The sequence below is a fragment of the Pseudomonas sp. OG7 genome, from assembly GCF_014192825.1.
GTDB lineage: Bacteria > Pseudomonadota > Gammaproteobacteria > Pseudomonadales > Pseudomonadaceae > Aquipseudomonas > Aquipseudomonas monteilii.
The window spans coordinates 212,183-235,555 of the sequence record NZ_JACHYK010000006.1 but is presented as its reverse complement, the minus strand read 5'-3'; the positions used below and the strand labels follow the sequence as shown (position 1 = coordinate 235,555).

The 23,373-nt window shown below is 63.7% G+C and carries 24 protein-coding genes; 11 read left to right on the top strand and 13 right to left on the bottom strand.

Annotation, left to right across the window (positions count from 1 at the left end):
• Positions 1-4 precede the first annotated feature (4 nt).
• From FHW75_RS16610 to FHW75_RS16575, 8 genes are all read right to left on the bottom strand, one after another.
• Positions 5-1,153 carry an efflux RND transporter periplasmic adaptor subunit gene (locus FHW75_RS16610; protein WP_019099631.1) on the bottom strand — a complete coding sequence of 383 codons (1,149 nt, stop codon included), beginning with the start codon at positions 1,151-1,153 and terminating at the stop codon, positions 5-7.
• A gap of 233 nt (positions 1,154-1,386) precedes the next feature.
• Positions 1,387-2,484, bottom strand: a complete 1,098-nt coding sequence (locus tag FHW75_RS16605) for a DUF1513 domain-containing protein (RefSeq protein WP_019099630.1) — start codon at positions 2,482-2,484, stop codon at positions 1,387-1,389.
• Between the two features lie 2 nt (positions 2,485-2,486).
• On the bottom strand, positions 2,487-3,551 hold the full coding sequence (locus FHW75_RS16600) for an imelysin family protein (RefSeq protein WP_016713598.1): 1,065 nt from the start codon (positions 3,549-3,551) through the stop codon (positions 2,487-2,489).
• 20 nt (positions 3,552-3,571) lie between these two features.
• The gene (locus FHW75_RS16595; RefSeq protein WP_183674089.1) at positions 3,572-4,999 is read right to left on the bottom strand and encodes a di-heme oxidoredictase family protein; all 1,428 of its coding nucleotides are present in this window, start codon (positions 4,997-4,999) and stop codon (positions 3,572-3,574) included.
• 162 nt (positions 5,000-5,161) lie between these two features.
• On the bottom strand, positions 5,162-6,499 hold the full coding sequence (locus FHW75_RS16590) for an imelysin family protein (protein WP_019099628.1): 1,338 nt from the start codon (positions 6,497-6,499) through the stop codon (positions 5,162-5,164).
• Positions 6,500-6,656: 157 nt separating this feature from the next.
• Positions 6,657-8,711, bottom strand: a complete 2,055-nt coding sequence (locus tag FHW75_RS16585; RefSeq protein ID WP_019099627.1) for a bifunctional diguanylate cyclase/phosphodiesterase — start codon at positions 8,709-8,711, stop codon at positions 6,657-6,659.
• Positions 8,712-8,970: 259 nt separating this feature from the next.
• Entirely contained in the window at positions 8,971-9,567 is a 597-nt protein-coding gene (locus tag FHW75_RS16580) for a superoxide dismutase (RefSeq protein WP_012274023.1), read from the bottom strand.
• A 284-nt stretch (positions 9,568-9,851) separates the two neighbouring features.
• Positions 9,852-10,451 carry a LysE/ArgO family amino acid transporter gene (locus FHW75_RS16575; RefSeq protein WP_019099626.1) on the bottom strand — a complete coding sequence of 200 codons (600 nt, stop codon included), beginning with the start codon at positions 10,449-10,451 and terminating at the stop codon, positions 9,852-9,854.
• Between the two features lie 100 nt (positions 10,452-10,551).
• On the opposite strand from FHW75_RS16575, the gene FHW75_RS16570 reads away from it, so the two are divergent.
• The 3 genes from FHW75_RS16570 to FHW75_RS16560 all read left to right on the top strand — a co-directional run bounded on the left by FHW75_RS16570 (position 10,552) and on the right by FHW75_RS16560 (position 13,444).
• Positions 10,552-11,442: a LysR family transcriptional regulator ArgP gene (locus tag FHW75_RS16570; RefSeq protein ID WP_025753946.1), complete on the top strand. Its 891-nt coding sequence runs from the start codon at positions 10,552-10,554 to the stop codon at positions 11,440-11,442.
• A 49-nt stretch (positions 11,443-11,491) separates the two neighbouring features.
• Positions 11,492-12,487 carry an NAD(P)-dependent oxidoreductase gene (locus FHW75_RS16565; RefSeq protein ID WP_027609139.1) on the top strand — a complete coding sequence of 332 codons (996 nt, stop codon included), beginning with the start codon at positions 11,492-11,494 and terminating at the stop codon, positions 12,485-12,487.
• A gap of 87 nt (positions 12,488-12,574) precedes the next feature.
• On the top strand, positions 12,575-13,444 hold the full coding sequence (locus FHW75_RS16560; RefSeq protein ID WP_025753944.1) for a hypothetical protein: 870 nt from the start codon (positions 12,575-12,577) through the stop codon (positions 13,442-13,444).
• 67 nt (positions 13,445-13,511) lie between these two features.
• On the opposite strand, the gene FHW75_RS16555 is transcribed toward FHW75_RS16560, so the two are convergent.
• Together FHW75_RS16555 and FHW75_RS16550 are read right to left on the bottom strand one after the other, a co-directional pair.
• Entirely contained in the window at positions 13,512-14,561 is a 1,050-nt protein-coding gene (locus tag FHW75_RS16555; RefSeq protein ID WP_025753943.1) for an alkene reductase, read from the bottom strand.
• 17 nt (positions 14,562-14,578) lie between these two features.
• Positions 14,579-14,881: a helix-turn-helix transcriptional regulator gene (locus tag FHW75_RS16550; RefSeq protein ID WP_019099623.1), complete on the bottom strand. Its 303-nt coding sequence runs from the start codon at positions 14,879-14,881 to the stop codon at positions 14,579-14,581.
• Between the two features lie 150 nt (positions 14,882-15,031).
• Here FHW75_RS16550 and FHW75_RS16545 point away from each other — a divergent pair, with 150 nt between their 5' ends.
• Positions 15,032-15,616: an ACP phosphodiesterase gene (locus FHW75_RS16545; RefSeq protein ID WP_019099622.1), complete on the top strand. Its 585-nt coding sequence runs from the start codon at positions 15,032-15,034 to the stop codon at positions 15,614-15,616.
• A gap of 124 nt (positions 15,617-15,740) precedes the next feature.
• Here FHW75_RS16545 and FHW75_RS16540 read toward each other — a convergent pair whose 3' ends face one another.
• Positions 15,741-16,529 carry a lysophospholipid acyltransferase family protein gene (locus tag FHW75_RS16540; RefSeq protein WP_019099621.1) on the bottom strand — a complete coding sequence of 263 codons (789 nt, stop codon included), beginning with the start codon at positions 16,527-16,529 and terminating at the stop codon, positions 15,741-15,743.
• Entirely contained in the window at positions 16,529-17,284 is a 756-nt protein-coding gene (olsB, locus tag FHW75_RS16535; RefSeq protein WP_016713610.1) for an L-ornithine N(alpha)-acyltransferase, read from the bottom strand. Before olsB ends, FHW75_RS16540 begins: the two co-directional genes overlap by 1 nt.
• Before the next feature lie 159 nt (positions 17,285-17,443).
• On the opposite strand from olsB, the gene FHW75_RS16530 reads away from it, so the two are divergent.
• The 6 genes from FHW75_RS16530 (at position 17,444) to FHW75_RS16505 (ending at position 22,187) form a co-directional block, all read left to right on the top strand.
• Positions 17,444-18,331: an acyl-CoA dehydrogenase gene (locus tag FHW75_RS16530; RefSeq protein ID WP_025753940.1), complete on the top strand. Its 888-nt coding sequence runs from the start codon at positions 17,444-17,446 to the stop codon at positions 18,329-18,331.
• A gap of 75 nt (positions 18,332-18,406) precedes the next feature.
• Complete coding sequence (locus FHW75_RS16525) at positions 18,407-19,486, top strand: serine hydrolase (RefSeq protein WP_019099620.1); 1,080 nt, start codon at positions 18,407-18,409, stop codon at positions 19,484-19,486.
• Positions 19,483-19,779: a hypothetical protein gene (locus FHW75_RS16520; RefSeq protein ID WP_019099619.1), complete on the top strand. Its 297-nt coding sequence runs from the start codon at positions 19,483-19,485 to the stop codon at positions 19,777-19,779. The genes FHW75_RS16525 and FHW75_RS16520 overlap by 4 nt, the downstream gene beginning before the upstream one ends.
• A 44-nt stretch (positions 19,780-19,823) precedes the next feature.
• Entirely contained in the window at positions 19,824-20,405 is a 582-nt protein-coding gene (locus FHW75_RS16515) for a YceI family protein (RefSeq protein ID WP_027609142.1), read from the top strand.
• A 1-nt stretch (position 20,406) separates the two neighbouring features.
• Positions 20,407-21,564, top strand: coding sequence for a phosphatidylserine/phosphatidylglycerophosphate/cardiolipin synthase family protein (locus FHW75_RS16510; protein WP_025753936.1), 1,158 nt, complete (start codon positions 20,407-20,409; stop codon positions 21,562-21,564).
• Positions 21,565-21,608: 44 nt separating this feature from the next.
• Positions 21,609-22,187, top strand: coding sequence for a DJ-1/PfpI family protein (locus FHW75_RS16505; protein WP_016713616.1), 579 nt, complete (start codon positions 21,609-21,611; stop codon positions 22,185-22,187).
• A gap of 44 nt (positions 22,188-22,231) precedes the next feature.
• On the opposite strand, the gene FHW75_RS16500 is transcribed toward FHW75_RS16505, so the two are convergent.
• On the bottom strand, positions 22,232-22,630 hold the full coding sequence (locus tag FHW75_RS16500; protein ID WP_025753935.1) for a nuclear transport factor 2 family protein: 399 nt from the start codon (positions 22,628-22,630) through the stop codon (positions 22,232-22,234).
• A gap of 115 nt (positions 22,631-22,745) precedes the next feature.
• On the opposite strand from FHW75_RS16500, the gene FHW75_RS16495 reads away from it, so the two are divergent.
• A complete protein-coding gene (locus tag FHW75_RS16495) occupies positions 22,746-23,336 on the top strand; it encodes a GNAT family N-acetyltransferase (protein WP_019099616.1) in 591 nt (196 codons plus the stop codon).
• Positions 23,337-23,373 lie beyond the last annotated feature (37 nt).

Here is a 23,373-nt window from a genome sequence, read left to right as displayed (position 1 = left end):
CTCCTCAGTCCTTGCCCGGCGCGCCCTGTTGGGGCTTGAGGGCTTTGTCCTGGCCGATGCGGATCGCGGCGCCCGGGGTGAGCTTGAGTTGCCCGGCGGTAACCACCTGCTCCCCGGCTTGCAGGCCCTTGCTGACCACCACCACGCCGTCGCGGCGCTCGCCGGTCTGGACGGTGCGTTGTTCAGCGACTAGCTGGGGTTGGCCCTTGTCGTCGTTTTCCAGCTTGCCGTCCTTGTCCTTCTTCGGCGTGGCGACGTAAACCGAGTTGCCATACAGGGTGTAGGTAATGGCGCTTTCCGGCACCACCACTTGTGGCTGTGGGTTAGGCAGCAGCACCAACAGGCTGGCGAACATGCCCGGCAGCAGTTTGCCGTCGGGGTTGGCCAGGGTGGCGCGCACCAGCAGGTTGCGCGTGGTTTCCTCGACCTTGGGGTTGATGGCGCTGAGGCTGGCGGGGAAGGTCTGGCCGGGGTAGGCGGCTACCTGCACCAGCACCTGCTGGCCCAGGCTCAACTGCGGCAGGGCCTGTTCCGGTACGTTGAAGTCGACGTACAGGCTGGATGTGTCCTGCAGGGTGGCAATCACCGTGCCGGCGGCCAGGTACTGGCCGATGTCCACCTGGCGGATGCCGATGGTGCCGCTGAACGGGGCGTTGATGCTTTTTTTGATCTTCTGCGCCTTGAGTTGCTCGACCACCGCCTGGTTGCGGCGGTACTGAGTGGTGAGGCGGTCGAACTCGCCGCGCGAGATGGCCGAGTCGCCGACCAGCTGGCTGCCGCGGCCGAAATCGACCTTGGCCAGGCCCAGGTCGGCCTGGGCGGTGCCAAGCAGAGCGGTTTCCTGGTCATCGTTGAGTTGCAGCAGTAACTGGCCGGCTTTGACCTGCTGCCCCGAGTCGAAGTGCAGGGCTTTGACGATGCCTTCCACCTCCAGGCTCAGCTCCACACCCTGCAGTGCCTTGAGACTGCCCACGGCGGGCAGGCGCGCTTGCCACTGGCGCTGTTCGGCCAAGGCTGCCGCAACGGTGATGGGCGGCTTGGGGGCAGTGAACACCTGGATCTGCTGGTAGATCGAGAACGCCTTGTAGCCCCCCAGGGCCAGCACGATCAGCAGAACCACGGCCAACATGATGAGCATGCGGCGGCGTAGCATAAGTCCGGTTCCTTGGATTTGGTTGTTATTCGTTTAGACACGACAACGGGCGATCCTGCCCACGTGTGGATGGGGGAAGTATTGACTGTTTTTGGTTTGAGGGGGAGTGAAATGCCTGTACCGGCCCTTTCGCGGCTAAAGCCGCTCCTACAGAGAGCGCGTAGTCATCGGATCGCGCGGTCAGTGTAGGAGCGGCTTTAGCCGCGAAGAGGCCGGTCCAGGCAACAGAGAAATCAGACGAGATGCAGGTGGTTGTCCCAGAAACCGGACGGCAGGTTCATCGGCTGCCCGACCAGCTCGGCCTTGGTGCAATCATAGAACCGGCAACGGCCTTGCCCGGAAGTAACGACAAAACCATCCTTCACCGCGCCAACCCCCGCGCAATCGGGCATCGGTGCATCCAGCCGCACCGCACCCGTGTCCAGGTCCCAGACAAACAACCGGTTGGCCCGTGGCGCAGTCAGGGCCACCAGCCGCAGCTCGCTGTGGATCGCAACACTGGCGGTGTACTGGGCCATGGCCTGCAACTGCCGCTCCGGCACCGGGAAGGCCTTGAACGGCTCGCCCGGGCGCTTGATCGCCAACAGCTCGGCCGTTTCATCGGCATCACCCATGAACTGCTGGCAGGCGGCGATGGTGCCATCGCTGCCCACTGCCAGGTGACGCACGCTGTTCATCTGCTGGGCCAGGGTTTCCTTGCTCAGCAAGGTGCCGTCGCGCTGCATCAGCACAAGGCTCGGTTCCATGGCATTGAGGTTCATCTCCACCCGGCTTTCGGCTTCGGTACGAATGCCGCCGTTGGCCACGATCAGCGTCTCGCCGTCGGGCAGCCAGGCAACCTCGTGCGGGCCGATACCGTGGGTCGGGATTTCACCGGTGTGAACCAGGCGTTCGCCTTCAAAACGGTACACGCCCAGCACGCCACGCCCAGGGTCGGTAGTGTCGTTCTCGGTGGCATACAGCCATTCACCCCCTTTGTGCACCACGGCGTGGCCATAGAAGTGCCGGTTCGGCTGCGAGGTCACGGTTTGCAGCAGGCGCCCGTCGCGCAAATCGACCAGGTAGCTTTCGGTCCCGGGGCGGCGGGCGACGAACAGTGCGATCGGCTGCTCGGGGTGGTGGATGATGGCGTGGCAACGCTGGGCGACCTGGGTGCTGAACACCTGGGTGCCGTCCAGGCGAAAACCCACGGCATAGTGCTTGCCGTCGCCATCGTCACGCGCCGAAAGCAGCAGGGGTTCGCTGCCTTTGTTGCGGAACAGGCTCCAGCCGCCCAGGGTCAGGGCACTGAGCAAAACGCTACCGAGTTTGAGGGCCTGGCGTCGCAACATGATCAGTCACCGTCGTTGGCATTGAAGCCCAGCTGAATGTTCAACGCCTTGGCCAGGTCGCCTTCGTGCAGGCGATGGACAGCGTTGAGGCTGTCGTAGATCTGGTTCAGGGTTTGCTGGCCAGCGTCGTCGGCCAGCAGCTCGCCCAGCGACTTCTGGTTGTCGGCCAGCAGTTTGAGCGAGGTAGCGTAGGCGGCGTCGATCTTGTCCGCCAGCGCTTTCTGATCGCTGGACAGCAAACCGCGCAGGCCCTGGTTGTCGACCCCGACCCAGACGGTTTCGGCCGCCTTGAGGGTGGCTTCCAGGCTCTTCAGCGAGGAGTGGCTGCGCCAGGCTTCGGCCTGCAACGGCTGCGGGATGCCCTTGCTCTGGCGGCCCATCGGCGCGCCCAGCTTCTTCTTCAGGGTATCCAGGGCGGTGACCTGGGAGCGCAGCAGGTCGGCGATCGCCTCGTGGGAGTCGGCGTAGCGCTGGTTGGGGAACTTGGTCATCTGCGACAGCATGCCGTCGGTGCTGTTCCAGCTCTTGAGGATATCCTCGGCCAGGACCTTCTGGTGTTCACCAATGGCCACCAGCAGCGGGCAGTAGCGTGCTTTCTGCTCGGCAGTGGCAATATCCGGCTTGCTGTCGAACAGGATGTACTCGTAGGCCGACAGGCCGCGTACCACCACGCTGGCCTTGCCCAGGGAAGCGACGTCTACCGGCTTGTCGCCGTTGACCAGCTGCTCGACCTGGCGGCCGACCAGGTTCTTCTTGTCGGGCCAGAACTGTACCTGCCAGGCGCGGTTGCCTTCGGCCAGTGGGCCGACCAGCAGCGGTTGCAGCTCGGCCCAGGCCTTTTGCGCCTTGAGGAAGTCGGCACGGGCCTTTTCCAGGTCTTCCTTGCCTTCGCAGTAGGCCAGGGCGCTGGCGGCCAGCGTGCGGTCGGCTTCGACCCAACGGCTGTAAGTGGGCAGGATGACCTGCTTGGCGATGGCAGCGGAGGTGACGGCTTGCGGGTCCTGCGGCGAGCAGGCGCCGAGGGCGAGTGCAGCGAGGCTGGTGAACAACAGTTTGGGTCGGAACATGCCCGGCTCCTTTGCGCGTTTTAAAGTGAATTCAGGAACGCCAGCAGCGCAGTGCGTTGCTCGGCATTGAACGTGAGTACGAAGTTGCGTGCCGCCTCGGCTTCGCCCCCGTGCCAGAGCACGGCTTCCAGCAGGTCACGGGCGCGGCCGTCGTGCAGGAACTGGCTGTGGCCGCTGACCGTTTCGCTCAGGCCGATGCCCCACAGTGGCGGGGTACGCCAGTCCTGGCCGTTGGCGGCGAACTCGGTGCGCTCATCGGCCAGGCCTGGGCCCATGTCGTGTAGCAGCAGGTCGCTGTAGGGGCGGATGACCTGGTTGGCCAACTCTGGCTCGGCAGCATCGGCAGCGGTGGTGAACTGCGGTGTATGGCAACCCTGGCAGCCGGCCTGGTAGAACAGGTTCTTGCCTGCCAGCACCTGCGGCGAGCCGACGTCGCGGCGGGCTGGCACCGCCAGGTTGCGGGTGTAGAAGGTGACCAGGCGCAGGATATTGTCGCTGACTTCCTTTTCGCCATTGGCGCCGTCGCCATTGGGCGCGGCGAGGCAGTCGGTTTGTGCCGGGGTGCAATCGTCTTTGGGCTGCAAGGTGCTGGTCAGGCCCATGTCGCCGGCAAAGGCGTGCACGTTCTGCTGGTTGACGTTGGGCTGCCCGGCTTTCCAGCCGAAGCGGCCGACCACGGTCTTGCCCAGGGCGTCGTCCCACACGCGGTTGGCCCGCCCGCGGATGCCGTCGCGGTTGTGGTCATCGGGGTCTTCGTTGGCCAGCAAGTCGGCTTCGGGGATGGCTTCGAGCAGGCCCAGGCCGATCATTGGCGGCGCCACCCGCGCCGAAAAGCGCGTGTCGGGGTGCATGACGCCGTAGCCGAGCTGGCTGATCTGCAGGGTCGGCTTGCGCAGTTCGACCTGATGGCCGTCCTTGAACGACACGGTTTCGCGGGTGTAGCTCACCCGTACCTTGCCTTCGGGGGCCACACCGGGGATGGCCATGTCCTGCAGCTGAGTGCCGTACACCGGCTCAGGCACCACGCCCAGGCGCTCGATGACCTTGGCCAGATAGGGCTGGTCGGGGATCGACAGGCGCACCAACATGCCCACCGCGTTGCTATTGCCCGGCTCTGGCGGGTGGCCGCGGCCATCGCGCACATGGCAGTTCTGGCAGGCGTTGGTGTTGAACAGCGGGCCCAAGCCGTCGCGGGCGGTGGTGGTGGAAGGGGCGATCACCCAGGGGTTGCGGAAGAAACTGTTGCCCACGGCGAAGTCCACGCGACGTTCGGCTGCGAGGTTGGCCGAGGGCAGGGAATAGGCGTTGCGGTCAGTCCGCTGCACGGTTGCCTTGCCGCCCGACAATGCTTCGCCGGGTTCGGCCTGGGTGAAACGCGGGGCGTCGTCACAGGCAGAGAGGGCGAGGACCAGCATCAGCGGGGAGAGTCGGGACAGCGACGAGGACATGCAAAATCCTGGGCGTGGACGAAAAACCGGCGTGCAAGCTTAGCAAAGTGGGGGTGTTTGAATAAGAGCAATTTGCAATTGCTGGATGAAATCGGTGTCAGAGGGCCATAAGCAAAAAAGGCGACCCGAAGGACGCCTCTTTTCAGAACCGCTACCGCAAGATCAGAATTCGTGATCTGCAGTGTCCGGGTTCAGGTTGGCAATACCCAGCTTGCCAGCCGCCTGCTCGATTGCACCGGTCTGCTTGACCAGTGCGGCGATCGCGTCACGCACGATCTGGTTGCCGGCAGCGTTGTCGGCCGCGATCAGCTGGTCGTAGTGCTCGCCTTTGAGGGCGTGGTCGACCATTACCTGGATCTTGGCTTCGGTGGCTTCCAGGTCGGCCTTGAGGGTGGCGTCGGCGGCCGGGTCGACCTTGGCTACCAGCGACGACAGGCTTGGGCCGGTCACCTTGGTACCGTCCGGGCGGGTGTACTCGCCCAGGTAGACGTTGCGGATACCCTTGGCGTCGTAGAAGTGCGAGTAGTGGGTGTTGTCGCTGAAGCAGTCCTGCTCGTCTTCCGGCGAGTTGGCTTCCAGCGAAACCTTCATGCGCTCGCCCGCCAGTTCGCCCAGCGACAGGCTGCCCATGCCGAACAGCATCTTGCGCAGGCCGTCGTTGACAGGCTCCGCTTCCAGCTTGGCGCGGTAGTTGTCGGCGACGTTCGGCGCCCAGTTGCCGACCATTTCTTCAAGGTCGGTAACCAGCAGCTGGGTAACGGCTTTCAGGTAGGCACGGCGGCGCTCGTTGTGGCCACCGGTGGCGCCCTGGCCTTCCAGGTAGTCGGATGCCGGGCGGTTGCCAGCGCCTGGGCCGGTGCCGTTCAGGTCCTGGCCCCAGAGCAGGAATTCGATGGCGTGATAGCCCGTGGCAACGTTGGCCTCGGAGCCGGCCAGTTCGTTCAGGCTGGCCAGTTTCTCTGGGGTAATGTCCTTGACGTCGACCTTCTCCTCGCCCACCTGGATCTCGGTGTTGGCGATGATGTTGGCGCCGGCGGCCGGGTTGCCCAGGGCATGCTCGTAGCTCTTGTCGACATAGTCGATCAGGCCTTCGTCCAGGGGCCAGGCGTTCACCTGGCCTTCCCAGTCGTCGATGATGGTGTTGCCGAAGCGGAAGGCTTCGGATTGCAGGTACGGAACGCGCGCGGCGAACCAGGCTTGCTTGGCGGCTTTCAGGGTTTCGTCGTTGGGCTTGGCCAGGAACGCGTCCACTGCGGTCTGCAGGGTTTTGGCGGTGCTCAGCGAGTCGCTGTACACAGCATGAACCATTTCGGCGTAATGCTTGACCACGGCTTTGCCGGCGGCTTCGTCGACAGCCCCGGGCGCGGCAGCGGTGGTGCTGGCGGCAGCAGGTGCCTGGGCTTGCGGCGCGGCGGCTTTGTCGTCCTTGCCTTCACCGCAGCCGGCGAGAGCGATGGCAATGGCCAGCAGACTGGCGGAGGCCAGAGGCATTCGAATCATTGTTGGTTTTCCTGCGTCGTGTGGTTGGACCAAGGGGTGGACCGTGCGCCGTGGCACGCGAAACCGCAACATCATGCGAAAGATTTGCATTTGCTGTAAAGAGGCGGCGTGCAATTCATGTAAATGGCGGTCACGGCGTGTAACCGGGCAGGCGTACTCAGAACATCGAAACCTGGTGACGCTGCGCCTGCTTCAGGAAACTGGTCAGCTCGCGGGCCGACAGCGGCTTGCTGTAGTGGTAGCCCTGGCCCTCGTGGCAGCCCTGGGCAACGATGTAGGTTTCCTGCTCGGCGGTTTCCACGCCTTCGGCGATCACCTGCATGCCCAGGCTCTTGCCCAGCTGGATGATGGCGCGAACGATGGTGGCGTCGTCATCGTCGTCGAGCAGGTCCTGGACGAAGCTCTTGTCGATCTTGATCTTGTCCAGCGGCAGCGATTTCAGGTAACTGAGCGACGAATAGCCGGTGCCAAAGTCGTCGATGGCAATCAGTGCCCCGGAACGGCGCAGGCTCAGCAGATGCTGGGCAGCGGTGCTGATGTCTTCCATCAGGCCGGTTTCGGTGACTTCCAGCTCCAGGCTGCGCGGTGGCAGGCGATAAGCCTGCAGCAGGTTGTTGACCACCCGTGGCAGCTCGCTGTGGTGCAGCTGTACGGTCGACAGGTTGACCGCCATGCGCAGCTCACTGAAGCCCTGGTCGTGCCATTCGCGCAGTTGCCGGCAGGCTTGGTCCAGTACCCATTCGCCGATGCTGATGATGCTGCCGTTTTGCTCGGCCAACGGGATGAACTGGTCGGGCGGCACCATGCCCAGCTCCGGGTGCTGCCAGCGCAGCAGCGCTTCCACGCCGACCACGCGGTGGTCGCGGTAGCTGATTTGTGGCTGATAAACCAGGTACAGCTGGTTGCGTGGCAGGGCTTCGCGCAGGTCTTTTTCCAGCTCGCGGCGGCGGCGCATCTCGCTGTCGACGCTGGCAATGTAGAACTGGTAGCGGTTGCGCGAACGGGCCTTGGCCAAGGTCATGGTCTGTTCGGCTTTTTGCAGGAGTTTCTCCGTGCTGTCGCCGTCTTCGGGGAACAGGGTAATGCCGATGGTGGCGCGCAGACGGATCTGCTGGTGGTGGTCGAGGTCGAACGGCACTTCCAGGTCGTCGAGGATGCTTTGCGCCAGTTCGGCTGCCTCGTAGGGCTGCTCGATATTGGCTTGCACCAGGGCAAACTGGTCACCGCCCAGTCGCGCCAGGGCCCCCAGCCGGCCACTGTGGGCGCGCAGGCGGTCAGCCAGGGCCAGCAGCAACTGGTCGCCCACCTGGTAGCTGAATTGCTCGTTGATGCCCTTGAAATCGTCAAGGCCCACGCACAACACCGCCACACGGTGCTGCAGGCGACCGCCGTCGACGAGAATCTTGTCCAGTTGCTGCTGCAGTTGCTGGCGGTTGGGCAGGCCGGTGAGGAAATCGTACTGGGCCATGCGTTGCAGGCTGTTTTCGGCCTCGTGGCGCAGGTGGGTGTTGCGCTCGATCGAAGCCAGCAACTGGTTGGCGGTGTTGACCCACAGGCCCAGTTCGTTCTTCTCGTGGCCCTTGAGCAGCGGTATCTGGTGCTGACTGGGGCGGTCGGGGTTGATTTGGGTGAGGTGCTCGATGATCTTGGACAGCGGCTTGGTCAGCAGCCAGTGGTACACCAGGTACAGCACCAGGCCCATGGCCAAGGCCCGCAACACGCCGGAAATGAAGATGATTACCGCATTGATCAGGAAGTCTTCGCCGTAGGACGACGTGTCGAGGGTGATGCTGAGGTCGCCGTAGTATTCGCTGTAAGGGCCACGGCCGACCAGTTGTGTGGTGTAGGTGCGTTCCTGGCCGAGGATAAGATCGGTCAGCCAGCGCATGGACATGTCCTGCAGCGGGCGCGACTTTTCGGCCAGCATGGTTTCGTTGGGGTGCCCGATGGAGGCCATACGCACCGATTCGTCCTGGAACAGGCCTTCCATCACTTGCATGCCCATTTCGCGGTCGAGGCTGTACACCGCCTGGGTGGAAGGGTCACGGAACATGTCGAGGATGCGCTGGGCATCGTTGTTAACGGCCTGGCGGGTCTTGTAGGTGTCGTAGACGATTTGCGCACAGCTGAGCACAACGCCGACTGCCAGCGCCGACAGCAGCACGACCCTGAGCAACTTGACCGACAAGCTGTTCCGCAATTCCAGCTTCAATGGGGTTTCCTTAATCCATGCGCATGGCATCATTTTGCCATCAACGATGACGATACACTATCGGCCGATCATGAGCAGTGTATCGGTTGCCTGACCCCGCAACTTGAATGCGCTGTGTGAATCTTCCAGAGGTTTGATGTTAGCGCGCTATGCGGGCTGAGCAAGCAAAACCGTGTTGGCGTTCGTGGGCGCGGGAGGCCGGTACTGGCATAAAAAAACCCGGCACAGGGCCGGGTCTTCATGTTCAGGGCTGAATGACTCAGGCCTTGAAGGTCTTGCCTTCGAACTGTTCGGCAACGAAGGCCCAGTTGACCAGGTTCCAGAACGCCTCGACGTACTTCGGACGCAGGTTGCGGTAGTCGATGTAGTAGGCGTGTTCCCAGACGTCGCAGGTCAGCAGCGGGGTGTCGCCGCTGGTCAGCGGGCAACCGGCGCCGATGGTGCTGGCCAGGGCCAGGGAACCGTCAGCTTTCTTCACCAGCCAGCCCCAGCCGGAACCGAAGGTACCAACCGAAGTCTTGGTGAACTCTTCCTTGAACTTGTCGAAGGACCCGAAAGCGGCGTTGATGGCGTCAGCCAGGGCACCGGTCGGTTGACCACCGGCGTTTGGCGCCAGGCAGTTCCAGTAGAAGGTGTGGTTCCAGACCTGAGCGGCGTTGTTGAAGATGCCGCCCGAAGAGGTCTTGACGATCTCTTCCAGGGTCTTGCCTTCGAATTCGGTGCCTGGGACCAGGTTGTTCAGGTTCACGACATAGGTGTTGTGGTGCTTGTCGTGGTGAAACTCCAGGGTTTCCTTGGAGATGTGCGGCTGCAGGGCATCGTGGGCGTACGGCAGCGGCGGCAATTCAAAAGCCATGGTGGATCTCCTGATTCAGGTCTAGTTCGCGGTTTGCGCAGGGCCGATCACGGGCGGCCCTATGTACGTCGGCGAGTTTGTACTCTTTGCGACGCAAGGGCCCGATCATAGCACCAGCCCCGGCGCATAACCACGCAACAAACATAGGGAATAGAGGTTCCAGAGCGGTTGGGGTGTGCCGACCGGTGGTGTTCGGCTTACCCCTTGTGGCGCCTGGCAGATCGAGCGCCGCCCGCGCGGCGCTCGATCTGCCAGGCGCTAGAAATGTTGTGACAAGCCCAGGGTCAGTTGAAGATCAACTGCGCCGCCACCGCGAACATCATCACCGCCACCATCAAATCGAGCATGCGCCAGGTTGCCGGCCGTGCCAGCCACGGTGCCAGCCAGGCTGCGCCGATGGCCAGGGTGGAGAACCACAGCAGCGAAGCACTGGCCGCGCCCGCCACGTAGGCACCGGGGGCGGTCTGCTGGGCGCCCAGCGAGCCGATCAGCAACACCGTGTCGAGGTACACGTGCGGGTTCAGCAGCGTCACTGCCAGGGCGCTGAGCAGCACTGCGCGGCGTGAGCGCATGCCTTGGCCTTCCTGGTGCTGCAGGCTCTGCTTGGAGCAGGCGCTGCGCAGTGCCTTGGCGCCGTACCAGATCAGGAACACCGCACCGCCCCAGCGCGCGACCGCGAGCAAGGTCGGGTTGTGCGCCAGTACCGTGGCCAGGCCAAACACACCGGCAGCCACCAGAATGGCGTCACAGACGATGCACAGCGCCGCCACGGGCAAGTGATGTTCCCGGCGCAGGCTCTGGGCGAGGACGAAGGCGTTCTGAGCGCCGATGGCCATGATCAGGCCGAAGGCCACCAGCATGCCGTTGAGATAGCTTTGCCACATGATGGGGCTCTCCGGAAAGGTCATAAAAGATGCTGGCTATTGTGATGACCGGCGCTGTATAAGAAAAACAAATAAAGCTGATAAGGCATTAGAGAAATCGATGTTCGACTACAAGCTGCTGGCCGCCCTCGCGGCGGTGATCGAACAGGGGGGGTTCGAGCGTGCGGCGCAAGTGCTCGGCTTGTCGCAGTCGGCCATTTCCCAGCGTATCAAGCTGCTGGAGGCGCGCGTCGGCCAGCCGGTGCTGGTGCGTGCCACGCCGCCAGGCCCGACCGAGGTAGGCCGCCAGTTGCTCAACCATGTGCAGCAGGTGCGCCTGCTTGAACGTGACTTGCAGCGCCAGGTGCCGGCGCTGGACGAAGAGGGTATGCCGGAGCGCCTGCGCATCGCCCTCAACGCCGACAGCCTGGCCACTTGGTGGGCCGGCGCGGTGGGGGATTTCTGCGCACAGCAGAACGTTTTGACCGACTTGGTGGTAGAGGACCAGGAAGTGGGCCTCAAACGTATGCGTGCCGGCGAAGTGGCGGCCTGCCTGTGTGGTAGTGAGCGCCCGGTAGCGGGGGCACGCAGCCAGCCACTGGGCGCCATGCGCTACCGGGCACTGGCTAGCCCCGGGTTCATGGCGCGGCATTTTCCCCAGGGTTTTGTCGCCAGCCGCCTGGCCCGTACCCCGGCGATCGTGTATGGCCCGGACGACTTCCTGCAGCATCGCTACCTGGCATCGCTGGGCATCGAGGACGGTTTTCTGCATCACCTGTGCCCGTCCTCCGAAGGCTTCCTGCGCATGACCGAGGCCGGCCTGGGCTGGGGACTGGTGCCCGAATTGCAGGCCCGGGAGCAACTGGCCAGCGGGCAGTTGGTGGAAATCTGCCGCGATACCCCTATCGATGTGCCGCTGTACTGGCATCATTGGCGCAATGGCGGGCAATTGCTCGCGCAACTGACCGACCACCTGCGGTACACCGCACGGCAATGGCTGGTGCCCTTGTAGCCACGGCTGGCGTCAGTTGCATCTGAAATCTGGCAAGACGGAGTCTTACATGCGAATTCTGGTCACCGGCGCGAGCGGCTTCATCGGCGGGCGCTTTGCGCGCTTTGCCCTGGAGCAGGGCCTGGACGTGCGGGTCAGCGGCCGCCGCGCCGAAGGGGTCGAGCACCTGGTCAAGCGCGGCGCCCAGTTCATCCCTGGCGACCTGGGCGATGCCGAGCTGGCCCGTCGCTTGTGCCAGGGCGTCGAGGCCGTGGTGCACTGCGCTGGCGCGGTGGGCAGCTGGGGGCGCTACCAGGACTTCTACCAAGGCAACGTGGTGGTTACCGAGAACGTGGTCGAGGGCTGCCTGAAGGAGCATGTAAGGCGCCTGGTGCACCTGTCGTCGCCGTCGATCTATTTCAATGGCCGTTCGCGCCTGGATGTCCGTGAAGACCAGGTACCGCGCCGCTTCCACGACCATTACGGGCAAACCAAGCACCTGGCCGAGCAGAAAGTATTCGGCGCGCAGGAGTTTGGCCTGGAAGTGCTGGCGCTGCGCCCGCGCTTCGTGACGGGCGCCGGTGATGCCAGCATTTTCCCGAAGCTGATGCAAATGCAGCGCAAAGGCCGCGTGGCAATCATCGGCAATGGCCTGAACAAAGTTGACTTCACCAGTGTGCACAACCTTAACGAGGCGCTGCTCAGCGCCTTGTTCGCCGACGATAGGGCGCTGGGCCAGGCCTATAACATCAGCAACGGCCAGCCGCTGCCGCTGTGGGATGTGGTCAACTACGTGATGCGCCAGATGCAGCTGCCGCAGGTTACCCGCTACCGTTCCTACGGCCTGGCCTACAGCCTGGCCGCGCTGAACGAGGCGGCCTGCATGCTGTGGCCAGGTCGCCCGCAACCGACCTTGTCGCGCCTGGGGATGCAAGTGATGAGCCGCGATTTCACCCTGGATATCAGCCGCGCCCGGCAGTATCTGGACTACCAGCCCAAGGTCAGCCTGTGGACAGCGCTGGATGAATTCTGTGGCTGGTGGAAGCACCTGCCGCCGGAGCAATGAAGCCGCAGGGCTGACAATGGTCATCAATGCGCCTCGTTGGCGGTTTATACTCGTGCCTCTTTGCGACTAACGCGGTTGAATGTATCCATGCGTAACCATGCTCACGATGACTACGATGACGTGCCTACCTTGCGTGCGGGCACCGTTGATGATGACGAACTGATGCCGGCGCATGTCGTGCGCAGCCGCCAGAAGGCCGCGCGCGGGCCAAGCACGGCGCCGTTGTGGGCGTTGCTCGGTGCTTCGTTCATCGCCTTGGTAGGCCTGGGTTGGTGGAGCTTCCAGCAGATCTCCTTGATGGAGCAGCAACTGGTGGCGACCCAGGAAAGTTTTGCCCGCATCAGTGAAGAAGCGGCAGGGCGCCTGCAGGCGATCAGCGGCAAGGTGGATGCCAGCGAGTCTGGCGCTACCACCAGCAGCGAGGCATTGAAGCTTCAACTGCGCCAGTTGCAGAAAGGTGTGGCCGGGCAGACCGGTGACCTGGGCAAACGCCTGGAACAGGTGCTGGCCGATACCCGTGAACAGCAGAAGGCTGTGACCGAGCTGCAAAGCCAGTTGCAGGCGCAGTTGAAGCTGGTGAATGGCGAACTGGCCGCGCTGCGTTCGGGCCAGGTGGATGGGGGCAAGCTGGATGCCCAGTTCAAGGGGCTGAACGAGCAGGTTGCCGCGCTGAAAGCCGCGCAGGTGGATGGCGGCAAGCTGGATGTGCAGCTCAAGAGCCTGGGCAGCGATATAGCAGCGCTGAAGAAGCAGGGGAACCCGAGCGCTGCCATTCAAGGCCTGGAGCAGGACATGCTGGTGCTCAAGAGCCAGATCGACAACCGCCCGGCTGCGGCGGCGTCCGGTGGTGCTTCGGTGCAGGAGTTCGATGCCTTCCGAGCTCAGATGACCCGGAACCTGAATACCTTGCAGAGTCAGATTCAGAACCTGCAACAGCAGATCAACGCCCGGCAGTGACACCGCAGGGGAGGGCGTTGCCCTCCATTCGCGGCACAGGGCCGCAAAGCGGCCCCGGCAATCTCGATTACAACCGCGGGTAATCGATGTACCCCACCGGGCCCCTGCCATAGAAGGTCTCGGGTCGCGCCTCGTTCAGTGGCGCATCCGCCGCCAGCCGCGCCGGCAAATCAGGGTTGGCGATGAACGGCACGCCAAACGCCACAGCATCGGCCTTGCCGCTGGCCAGCGCCGCATTGGCACTGGCTTTGTCAAACCGCTCATTGACGATGTACGGGCCGCCAAACGCTTCCTTGATCAGTGGACCAATGCTGTCATCGGCTTCCCTTTCCCGCGAGCAGATAAAGGCAATGCCACGCTTGCCCAGTTCACGGGCCACGTAGGTAAAGGTTTCGGCGCGATCGGCATCGCCCATGTCGTGCGCATCGGCACGCGGTGCCAGGTGCACGCCCACGCGGTTCGCGCCCCACACTTCAATGGCTGCATCGGTCACTTCCAGTAGCAGGCGTGCACGGTTTTCCAGCGAGCCGCCATAGCGGTCAGTGCGCTGGTTGGTGCTGCTTTGCAGGAACTGGTCGAGCAGGTAACCGTTGGCGCCGTGGATTTCTACACCATCAAAGCCAGCCGCCTTGGCATTCTCGGCACCGCTGCGGTAAGCCTCGACGATGTCGATGATTTCTTCGGTTTCCAGCGCGCGTGGGGTGGGGTAATCACTCAACGGGCGCACCAGGCTTACATGCCCCTTGGGCTGGATCGCGCTGGGGGCCACCGGCAGCTCGCCGTTCAGGTAGCTGGGGTGGGAGATACGGCCAACGTGCCACAGTTGCAGGAAGATGCGTCCGCCTGCGGCATGCACAGCCTTGGTGACGTTGTTCCAGCCACGTACCTGCTCGTCGTTCCAGATACCGGGGGTATCCGGGTAGCCGACCCCCATGGCACTGACCGACGTCGCTTCGCTGAGGATCAGCCCGGCGCTGGCGCGCTGCACGTAGTATTCGGCCATCAGCGCATTGGGCACGCGGCCTTCGTCGGCACGGCAGCGGGTGAGTGGGGCCATGATGATGCGGTTGGGCAGTTGCAGGTCGCCCAGGGTGATCGGATCGAAAAGCGTGGTCATAGCGGTTACCTGCTTTGTCAAAGTGCTTGGCGCAGTTGTTCGAGGAACGCCTCGATGGTGGCTTCGTCGCGTTTGAAGAAGTGCCATTGGCCGATCTTCTGGCTGCGGATCAGCCCGGCGCGCTGCAAGGTGGCCAGGTGGGCAGAGACGGTCGACTGCGACAGGCCGCAGCGTTGGTCGATCTGCCCGGCACACACACCGTTTTCGGTGCTGTGGTGCTGGTCGGGGAACTGCGTTGCCGGGTCTTTCAGCCAGCTGAGGATTTCTCGCCTGACCGGGTGGGCCAGCGCTTTTATGATTTCGTCGAGATCGAGAGGCATGGGTTGAGGCTCGTTGTAGCGGTATATCGCGATGGAGCGAAATGTAAATCGTCCGTTCCCGATATACAAATATGAAGAGGTTCTGAGCTGAGCACGAATCGCTATATCGCGTTATGACGATATAGGCGCAAGGGGTGCTAGACTGCGCGCATGAACTACCTTGCGCACCTGCACCTGGGCGGCCCGGCGCCGCAACAACTGCTTGGCAGCCTATATGGCGACTTTGTCAAAGGCTCGCTGGAAGGGCGCTTCCCGCCTGCGCTGGAAGCGGCCATACGGTTGCACCGGCATATCGACAGCTACACCGATCAGCACCCGTTGGTGCTGGCTGCACTGGCGCGCTTTGCGCGCGAACGGCGGCGCTTTGCGGGCATTGTGCTGGACGTGTTTTTTGATCATTGCCTGGCGCGGCATTGGCAGGACTATGCCGAGCAGCCGCTGGCGCAGTTCACCGGGGATTTTTATCGGGTGTTGTTGGCGGAGCCCGAGCTGCCGGGGCGGCTGGCACGGATTGCGCCGTTCATGGCGGCGGATGACTGGCTGGGGGCGTATGGCGAGTTTGCCACGCTGGAGCAGGTGTTCAACGGCATTGCCCGGAGACTGTCCCGGCCGGAAGGGATGGCCGGTGTGATGGGGGAGCTGGAACGGCTGTATGAGCCGCTGATGGCGGACTTCCGGGAGTTTTACCCGCAGTTGCAGGCGTTTGCGGCGGCGGGGCGGATGTCTGACAGTTAGTTTTGTATTGGCTTCTTCGCGGGCTCGCCCGCTCCCACAGGTACGGCGCAGTTCTCAATATATGCGCGGGCCCTGTGGGAGCGGGCAAGCCCGCGAAGAGGCCAGCGCCGACAGTGCAAACGTATCAGGCAGCCCGCGCCTGCCGCCGTGGCACTGCTTCGACTTCTTCCACCCCGAACAACGCCAGGTGAATCACCTGTTGCGCCTGCAACGCCAGCACCGCCCGCTCTTTACCTACACTGCCAATTGGCGCCAGCAGGTGAATGCAAACCTCCCCCCGTGGCTGGGCGAACAGGCGCATCAGGTGTGACACCAAATCGTCATCGCCAATGAACGGCGCAATCGGGTCGATCTGGCCATCGCGCAAGTACTGGATAGCCACCGGCTGCACCGCCACACCCCGGTCGATGGCGCCTGCCAGCAGCCGGCCGTGGAAGGTGCGCAAGGTGCGACCGCAGGTGGTGGTGCCTTCGGGGAAGATCAGCAGCGGCCGGGCCAGGCCCAGTTGCCCGGCGATCTGCTCGCGCAGGCGCTGGCTGTCGCCACCGCCACGTCGAATGAACAGCGTTCCGGCTTTTTCCGCCAGCCAGCCGGCCACCGGCCAGTGACGCACTTCGGCTTTGGACAGGAACGAAAGCGGCAGCAGCATGCCCAGCAAGGGGATGTCGGTCCAGGAAACATGGTTACTCACCCATAGCATCGGCCGCTGCGGCAGTTCGCCCACCACCCGCACGTCGAAGGGCAGGGCGGCGACCAGGCGCTTCATGAACAGGCAGGTCCAGCGCTGGCGGCGTGCGATGGTGGCCTTGTAGCCCAAGCGTTCGCCAAGGGCGATCAGGCAGGCCATCAACATGCCCAGCAACAGCACCAGCAGCAGTCGAGCCAGGCGGGCCATTACCCGCAGCTTCGGCATCAGACGGCCGCCTTGAAGTGGCGCGCGTAGCGCGGGCACAGTTCGTCGCGCTTGAGCAGGATGAAGACATCAGCCACCTGGAAGTCTTCGTCCCAGCACGGCTCGCCGCAAATTTTTGCACCCAGGCGCATGTAGGCCTTGAGCAACGGTGGCATTTCGGCGATGACGTTACCCGGAAGGGCCAGGTTCGGCAGCGGGTTCTTCGGCTCGGCGCGCAGGTGCTCGGTGCACAGGTAACGATCACGCAGGCGCTGCATCACGGCATGGGCCTGCACGCCGCCGTCTTGCATGGGGATGCTGGCACAGCCCATCAGGTAGCTGTAGCGGCCCTCGTTGAGCACTTCGGCCAGTTCGCCCCACAACACGGCGATGGTGCCGCCGTTGCGGTAGTCGGGGGCGACGCAGGTACGGCCCAGTTCGAGGATGGGCCCTTGCAGCTGCAAAAGACCGTGCAGACGGAATTCTTCTTCACTGTAGAAGCGGCCCAGGCTGCTGGCGGCCTGGTGGTCGAGCAGACGGGTGGTGGCGACCAGCTCGCCGGTGCTCAGGTCGCGAACACCGATATGGCGGCAATGCACGTCGTAGTCGTCCATGTCCAGACCTTGCTCGGCACCCTTGAGCTTGGCCTTGAATTCTGCGCTGAACACTTTGTAGCGCAGGGCCTGGGCCTCTTGCAGCGCCGTGGCGCCAACCAGGCGTTCGGCTTGCAGACGGCGTTCAGTGCTGTTGTCGCCAGAGAGAGCGATCCGAGTCATTGCGAGTCTCCATAAGCCAGCCATGAAGGGTTGCGGCCGGTCGGCTTTGTTGTGCAAAGTCAGCCTAGGTAGGCGCGGTGTCACCCCTGTGAATCTTTGGTGATGCTTGCGTGACACCCCTAGAACCTTGACCAGAAAGCCCCAGCAAGGAGCCGTCACATGGCCTGGTTGCAACGACTGAACGACCCGCTTCGCCAAGCGCTGGCGGGCACCCTGGGCGAAACCTACGCCGTGCTGCTTGAGCGCCTCGGCCCGGTTGCCCCTTTTGAACTGGCGGTGTTGGGCGGGCGTGCGATGGCCACGCCGGGCCTGGCGTTCCTGGTGGGTTACCAGGCAGCCTTGCGCGTGCTGTGGCCCAGTGCCCCGCCAAGCCTCGGCGCCCTGTGCGCCACCGAGCGGCGCAGCGTGCGGCCAGCGGACATGCATACGCGGCTCGACCACTTGCGGCTCACGGGCAGCAAGGATTTCGTCACGGCCGGGCTGGATGCCGAGTGGCTACTGGTGGCGGCACGTAGCGAGGCGCCTGGCGCGGCGCCACAGTTGAACCTGGCGGTGGTCTATCCCGGGGAGCCGGGAGTAACGCTGGAGCCGCTACCAGTCCTGCCGTTGATGCCGGAAGTGGGCCATGGCCGGCTGGTGCTGGAGCAGGCCGCATGCGAGTTGCTGGCCGGTGACGGTTGGGATGCCTATGTGAAACCGTTCCGCTCGCTGGAAGACTTGTATGTGCTGGCGGCGTTGACGGCCTGGTTATATGGCGTCGGACAGGAGTGCGCCTGGCCGCAGGGTTTGCGGCTGCAATTGATTGGGTTGCTGGCCGGGTGTGCCGAGGGCAGCCGGCAGTGTGCCGACAGTGTGGGGTGCCATTTGCTGCTGGGTGGGTTGTTTGCGCAGTTCCAGGCGTTGCGGGGGGAGGTTGATGCGGCACTGGCAGCGGGGCCGGCGCATTGGGCGCAGATCTGGCAGCGGGACCAAGGGGTGATGGGGCTGGCGGCGGCGGCCCGGGAGAAGCGGCTGAACAAAGCTTGGGCTGCTGCGGGATTGTCATGAATGCCTGATAGTTTTTCATGAACTTCTGACTCCAGGGGCTGCGCAGCAGCCCCAAATTTGCGAGCCTTGAACCGGATGCTGAAAGGTCTGCTGCTGCTTTTTTGCATGGCTATGGCAACCGCCGAGGCCGAGGACTGGCCTGATCCGCAGTGGCAGACCGACCCTGACACCCTCAACTGGCAAGCCGTCGACACTTACGCCTTCCCCGCCCGCACCCCTGATCGCAGCGGCATCCGCACCGACGCCCTGCTGATCATCCGCGACGGCCGCATCCTCCACGAACGCTATGCCGCCCCCACCACTGCCGCCACCGCACACCTGACCTGGTCGGTCAGCAAAAGCGTGCTCGCCACGCTGATGGGCGTGGCCCAAGGAGAGAGACGCTTCCAGCTGCAAGATCCGGTTACACGCTTCTATCCCGCCATGCGCACCCACCCGGGCGTGCGCATGACCGACCTGCTGCACTGGGCCAGTGGCCTGGACTGGCAGGAAGACTACGAATATGCCCCGCTCAAGTCCTCGGTGGTGGCCATGCTGTATACCCGTGGCCACGAAGACATGGCGGCCTACACGGCAGCACGGGGTGCGACGGCCAGCCCCGGCCAGCGGTTCCTCTATTCCAGTGGCGACAGCAACCTGCTGGCCGCCGCACTGCGCGGCATGCTCGATGCCGGGCAGTACGCCGAATACCCCTGGCACGCATTATTCACCCCGCTGGGTATCGACAGCGCGGTGTGGGAACGTGACCAGGCGGGCACCTACGTGGGCTCTTCCTACCTCTACCTCAGTGCCCGTGACCTGGCCCGTATCGGCTTGCTGATGCAACGGGAGGGGCGGTGGCAAGGTCGGCAACTGCTACCCAAGGCCTGGGTGGCCTTCAACCGTACACCGTTTGCCCATGCCGAACCTGTCCCCGCAGAGGCCAACCCAGGCGGCCACTGGTGGCTCAACCAGCCGTTGGCCGGCGCTACGCGGCCCTGGCCAAATGCGCCCGCAGACACCTTCGCCGCCCTGGGCCATTGGGGCCAGGCGCTGTACATCTTGCCCACGCAAAAGCTGGTGATCGTGCGCTATGCCGATGACCGGGACGGCGCTTACCAGCATGACGAACTGCTCAAGCGAGTGCTGGCTGCACTGGCCGGGGAGGGGGCATGAAGCGCGTACTGCTACTGGTGTTGCCAGGGCTGGTGTTCTGGGCCTGGTACGAGCGTCAGGCCCTGGCAGACTTCCCCGGTATCCTCTCGGCCTACTCGGCCAAGGAATACTGCTCGTGCCGCTTCGTCATGGGCTTCGAGCAGGCGTATTGCCAAGGCTATGTAAAACAGTGGCTGCCGCTGAGCCTGCTTGAAGAAAACACCCCGCAGCGGCACATCACTGCCGAGGGCCTGGGGCGGCGCAACCAGGCTGCCTGGCTGGGCCCGCGCGAGGGCTGCCGCTTGCTGCCATGAAGGCGGGCGGGTAAGGTTGGCGGCCTGGTTTCACGAGATCTGTCATGTTCAAGCTGCCCCGTCTTTTGCCCGCCCTGCTGCTGGCTTTGTGCCTGCCCGCCCACGCCAATTGGCACCTCGATGGCGAATCGTCGCGCCTGTCGTTCATTACCGGCAAGAACGGTGACACGGCCGAGGTGCATCGCTTTCTGGTGCTGCATGGCAAGGTCGACCGCAAGGGCGCGGCCGGCCTGAGTATCGAGATGGATTCGGTCAGTAGCGGCATCCCGCTGCGTGACGAGCGTATGCGTGACGACCTGTTCGAGGTCGAGCGTTTTGCCGAAGCCAAGGTGCAGGCGCAACTGGACCTGCGGCCAATCAACGACCTGGCCAACGGTGCCCAGATCGAACTGCGCCTGCCGCTTACCGTTACCCTGCATGGCCAGTCGCACAGCTACAACGCCCTGCTGCTGGCCACGCGTCTGGATGAGCGACGCTTTCAGGTGGTAACCCTCGAACCCCTGGTGCTACGTGCCGAGGATTTCGGCCTGCTGCCTGGGCTGCAAACCCTGCGCAAGCTCGCCGGGCTCAAGTCCATCAACCCGTCGGTGCCGGTTAGCGCGGTGCTGATCTTCACCGCCCGCTGACATGCCGGGGCCGGTCTTCCCCTGGCGGGATGGCAACCAGTTCGAACTGCTGATCGACGGCCCCGAGTTCTTTCCGCGCATGCTCACGGCGATCGTGCGTGCTGAGTTCCAGGTCGATCTGGAGTTGTATCTGGTCGAGGCTGGCGCGTGTGCCGAAGCCGTGGTCGAGGCGTTGGAACAGGCCGCACGGCGCGGTGTACGGGTGCGCTGCCTGTTCGATGACTATGGCTCGCTGGCGTTCAACAGCACCTTGCGCCAGCGCCTGCTGGACGCCGGCGTGTACCTGCGTTGGTATAACCGCCTGCGCTGGAAGCGCGGCCTGCGCAACCTGTACCGCGACCACCGCAAACTGCTGCTGGTGGATGAACGCTGGGCAGTGGTGGGCGGCACGGGTGTTACCGACGAGTTCTGGACGCCGGGCGATGCGACCAGCGAATGGCATGAGGTGATGGTGCAGATCCAGGGGCCGGTGGTTACCGACTGGCAACTGCTGTTTGACCGCCAGTGGTCCGCCAACAACCGCCGCACTGCCTGGCGCCCCGCCGAAGGCTTTGGCCTGCCGCGCCTGCCCAAACTGCCTGCGCAAGGGCAAGGCATGGGGCGAGTGGCCTATGCCGACGCCCGCCAGCACCAGGACATTCTGCATTCGTTGGTGCGGGCGCTGAACAGTGGCAAGCAGCGGGTATGGCTGGCCACACCTTACTTTCTGCCGACCTGGAGCGTGCGCCGTTCGTTACGCCGTGCTGCCAGCAAAGGGCTTGATGTGCGCCTGTTGCTGACCGGCCCACGTACGGACCACCCGTCGGTACGCTACGCCGGGCACCGCTACTACCCACGGCTGCTGCGTGCCGGGGTGCGGATTTTCGAGTACCAACCGTGCTTCCTGCACCTGAAGATGGCCGTGGTCGATGACTGGGTCAGCGTCGGTTCGTGCAACTTCGACCACTGGAACCTGCGCTTCAACCTTGAAGCCAACATCGAGGCGCTGGACCCGCCACTGACGGCGGCGGTAGTGGCCAGCTTCGAGCGTGACTTTGCCTTGAGCGAGGAAGTCGACCTGGATCACTGGCATGCCCGGCCGCTGTGGCGCAGGGTGAAGCAGCGGATCTGGGGATGGATCGACCGGCTGGTGGTCAACCTGCTCGACCGCCGTGACTGACAGCGGCTATCGTGCAGTATCTGTTAACCGAAGGAGTGGGTGCGATGACGGCGAAGAAGATCCTGATGCTGGTGGGCGATTACGTCGAGGACTACGAGGCGATGGTGCCGTTCCAGGCCTTGAGCATGGTCGGCCACACGGTGCATGCGGTGTGCCCGGAAAAACTGGCGGGGCAGACGGTACGCACCGCCATTCATGATTTTGAGGGTGAGCAGACCTACAGCGAAAAGCCGGGGCACAACTTTGCCCTGAATTACGACTTCGTGCGGGTGCGGGCCGAGCGTTATGACGCGCTGTTGATCCCCGGGGGCCGTGCGCCAGAGTACCTGCGCCTGGATGAAAAAGTGCTGGAGCTGGTGCGGGCGTTCGACCAGGCCGGCAAGCCGATTGCGGCGGTGTGCCATGGCGCCCAATTGCTGGCGGCGGCGGGTGTGCTGGAAGGGCGTGAATGCAGCGCGTACCCGGCCTGTGCGCCGGAAGTGCGGTTGGCGGGTGGGACGTTCATTGATATAGCGGTGGACCAGGCCCATGTGGATGGCAATCTGGTGACCGCACCGGCATGGCCAGCGCACCCTGCGTGGCTGGCTGCCTTCCTCAAGGTGTTAGGCACTCGTATTGCCTGACCGGGCCTCTTCGCGGGCTTGCCCGCGAAGAGGCCGGTACAGGCTTAGGCAACCTGCTCAACCCAGTCATTGAGGTTGCAGTAGTTGGTCACCCGGGCAATCTTGCCGCAGTGGATGTAGAAGAAGGCCCCCGCCGACAGCACATAGGTCTGCCCGTTGGCCGCTGGCAGTCCTTCGTCATCGGCCAGGTATTCACCGTGTACCGTGAACTCTGCCGCCGCACGGCTGCCATCGGCGTTCTGCATCACCACGATGTCGGCCAGGCGCTCGCGGTAGCAGCGGTTCATCTTGTCCATGAACGCGGCAAACCGGGCCTTGCCCATCTCCCGCTCACCCTGGTTGATGTCGTGGATCACATCCTCGCTGAGCAGTGCCAGAAAGCCCTGCATGTCACCGGCGTTGAAGGCGGCATAGTAAGCATTTACCAGTTCGGTAGCGGTCATGGAACAGTACCTGTCGTGTAGGGAAAAGGCCGGTCGTCGCCCCGGATGATAGGGTTTCCCCTCAAGCCCGGCTTAGCCGAGCGCGTCATCCACATCGACAAAACGACCGCCAAGCATGGAAATACGCCTGTTGCACGGCGCCGCTATCGCGCCTTACATCGATGACCTTGCTCGCCTGCGCCTTAGCGTGTTTCGCGAGTTCCCCTACCTTTACGACGGCACTCCGGAATACGAGGCCGACCACCTCGCTACCTATGCCCGCTCCGGGCGCAGCCTGGCGGTGCTGGCACTGGACAACGGCAAGGTGGTTGGCGCCTCCACCGGCTTGCCATTGGTGGATGTAGCCCCCGAGTTCCAGCAGCCGTTCCTGGCCCAAGGGCGTGACCCGGCCAGCGTGTACTACTTCGGTGGGTCGCTGGTACTGCCGGAATACCGTGGTCAGGGCCTGGGGGTGCGCTTCTTCATCGAACGTGAATCTTACGCGCACAAGCTGGCCGAATTTGATTACTGCGCATTCTGTGCGGTCGAGCGGCCAGGGGTGCACCCCAGACGGCCAGCAGACTACAAACCATTGCACGGCTTCTGGCGTAACCGTGGTTTTCTGCACGACCCATCGTTGCGCACAAGCTTTGCCTGGCGAGACCTGGATGATACGGAAAGCACCGACAAACTGATGTCCTACTGGCTCAAGGAGCTGCCGATTTGAGCAGCGTGGCGGCCTGTACCTAGAATCCTGTGGAAAC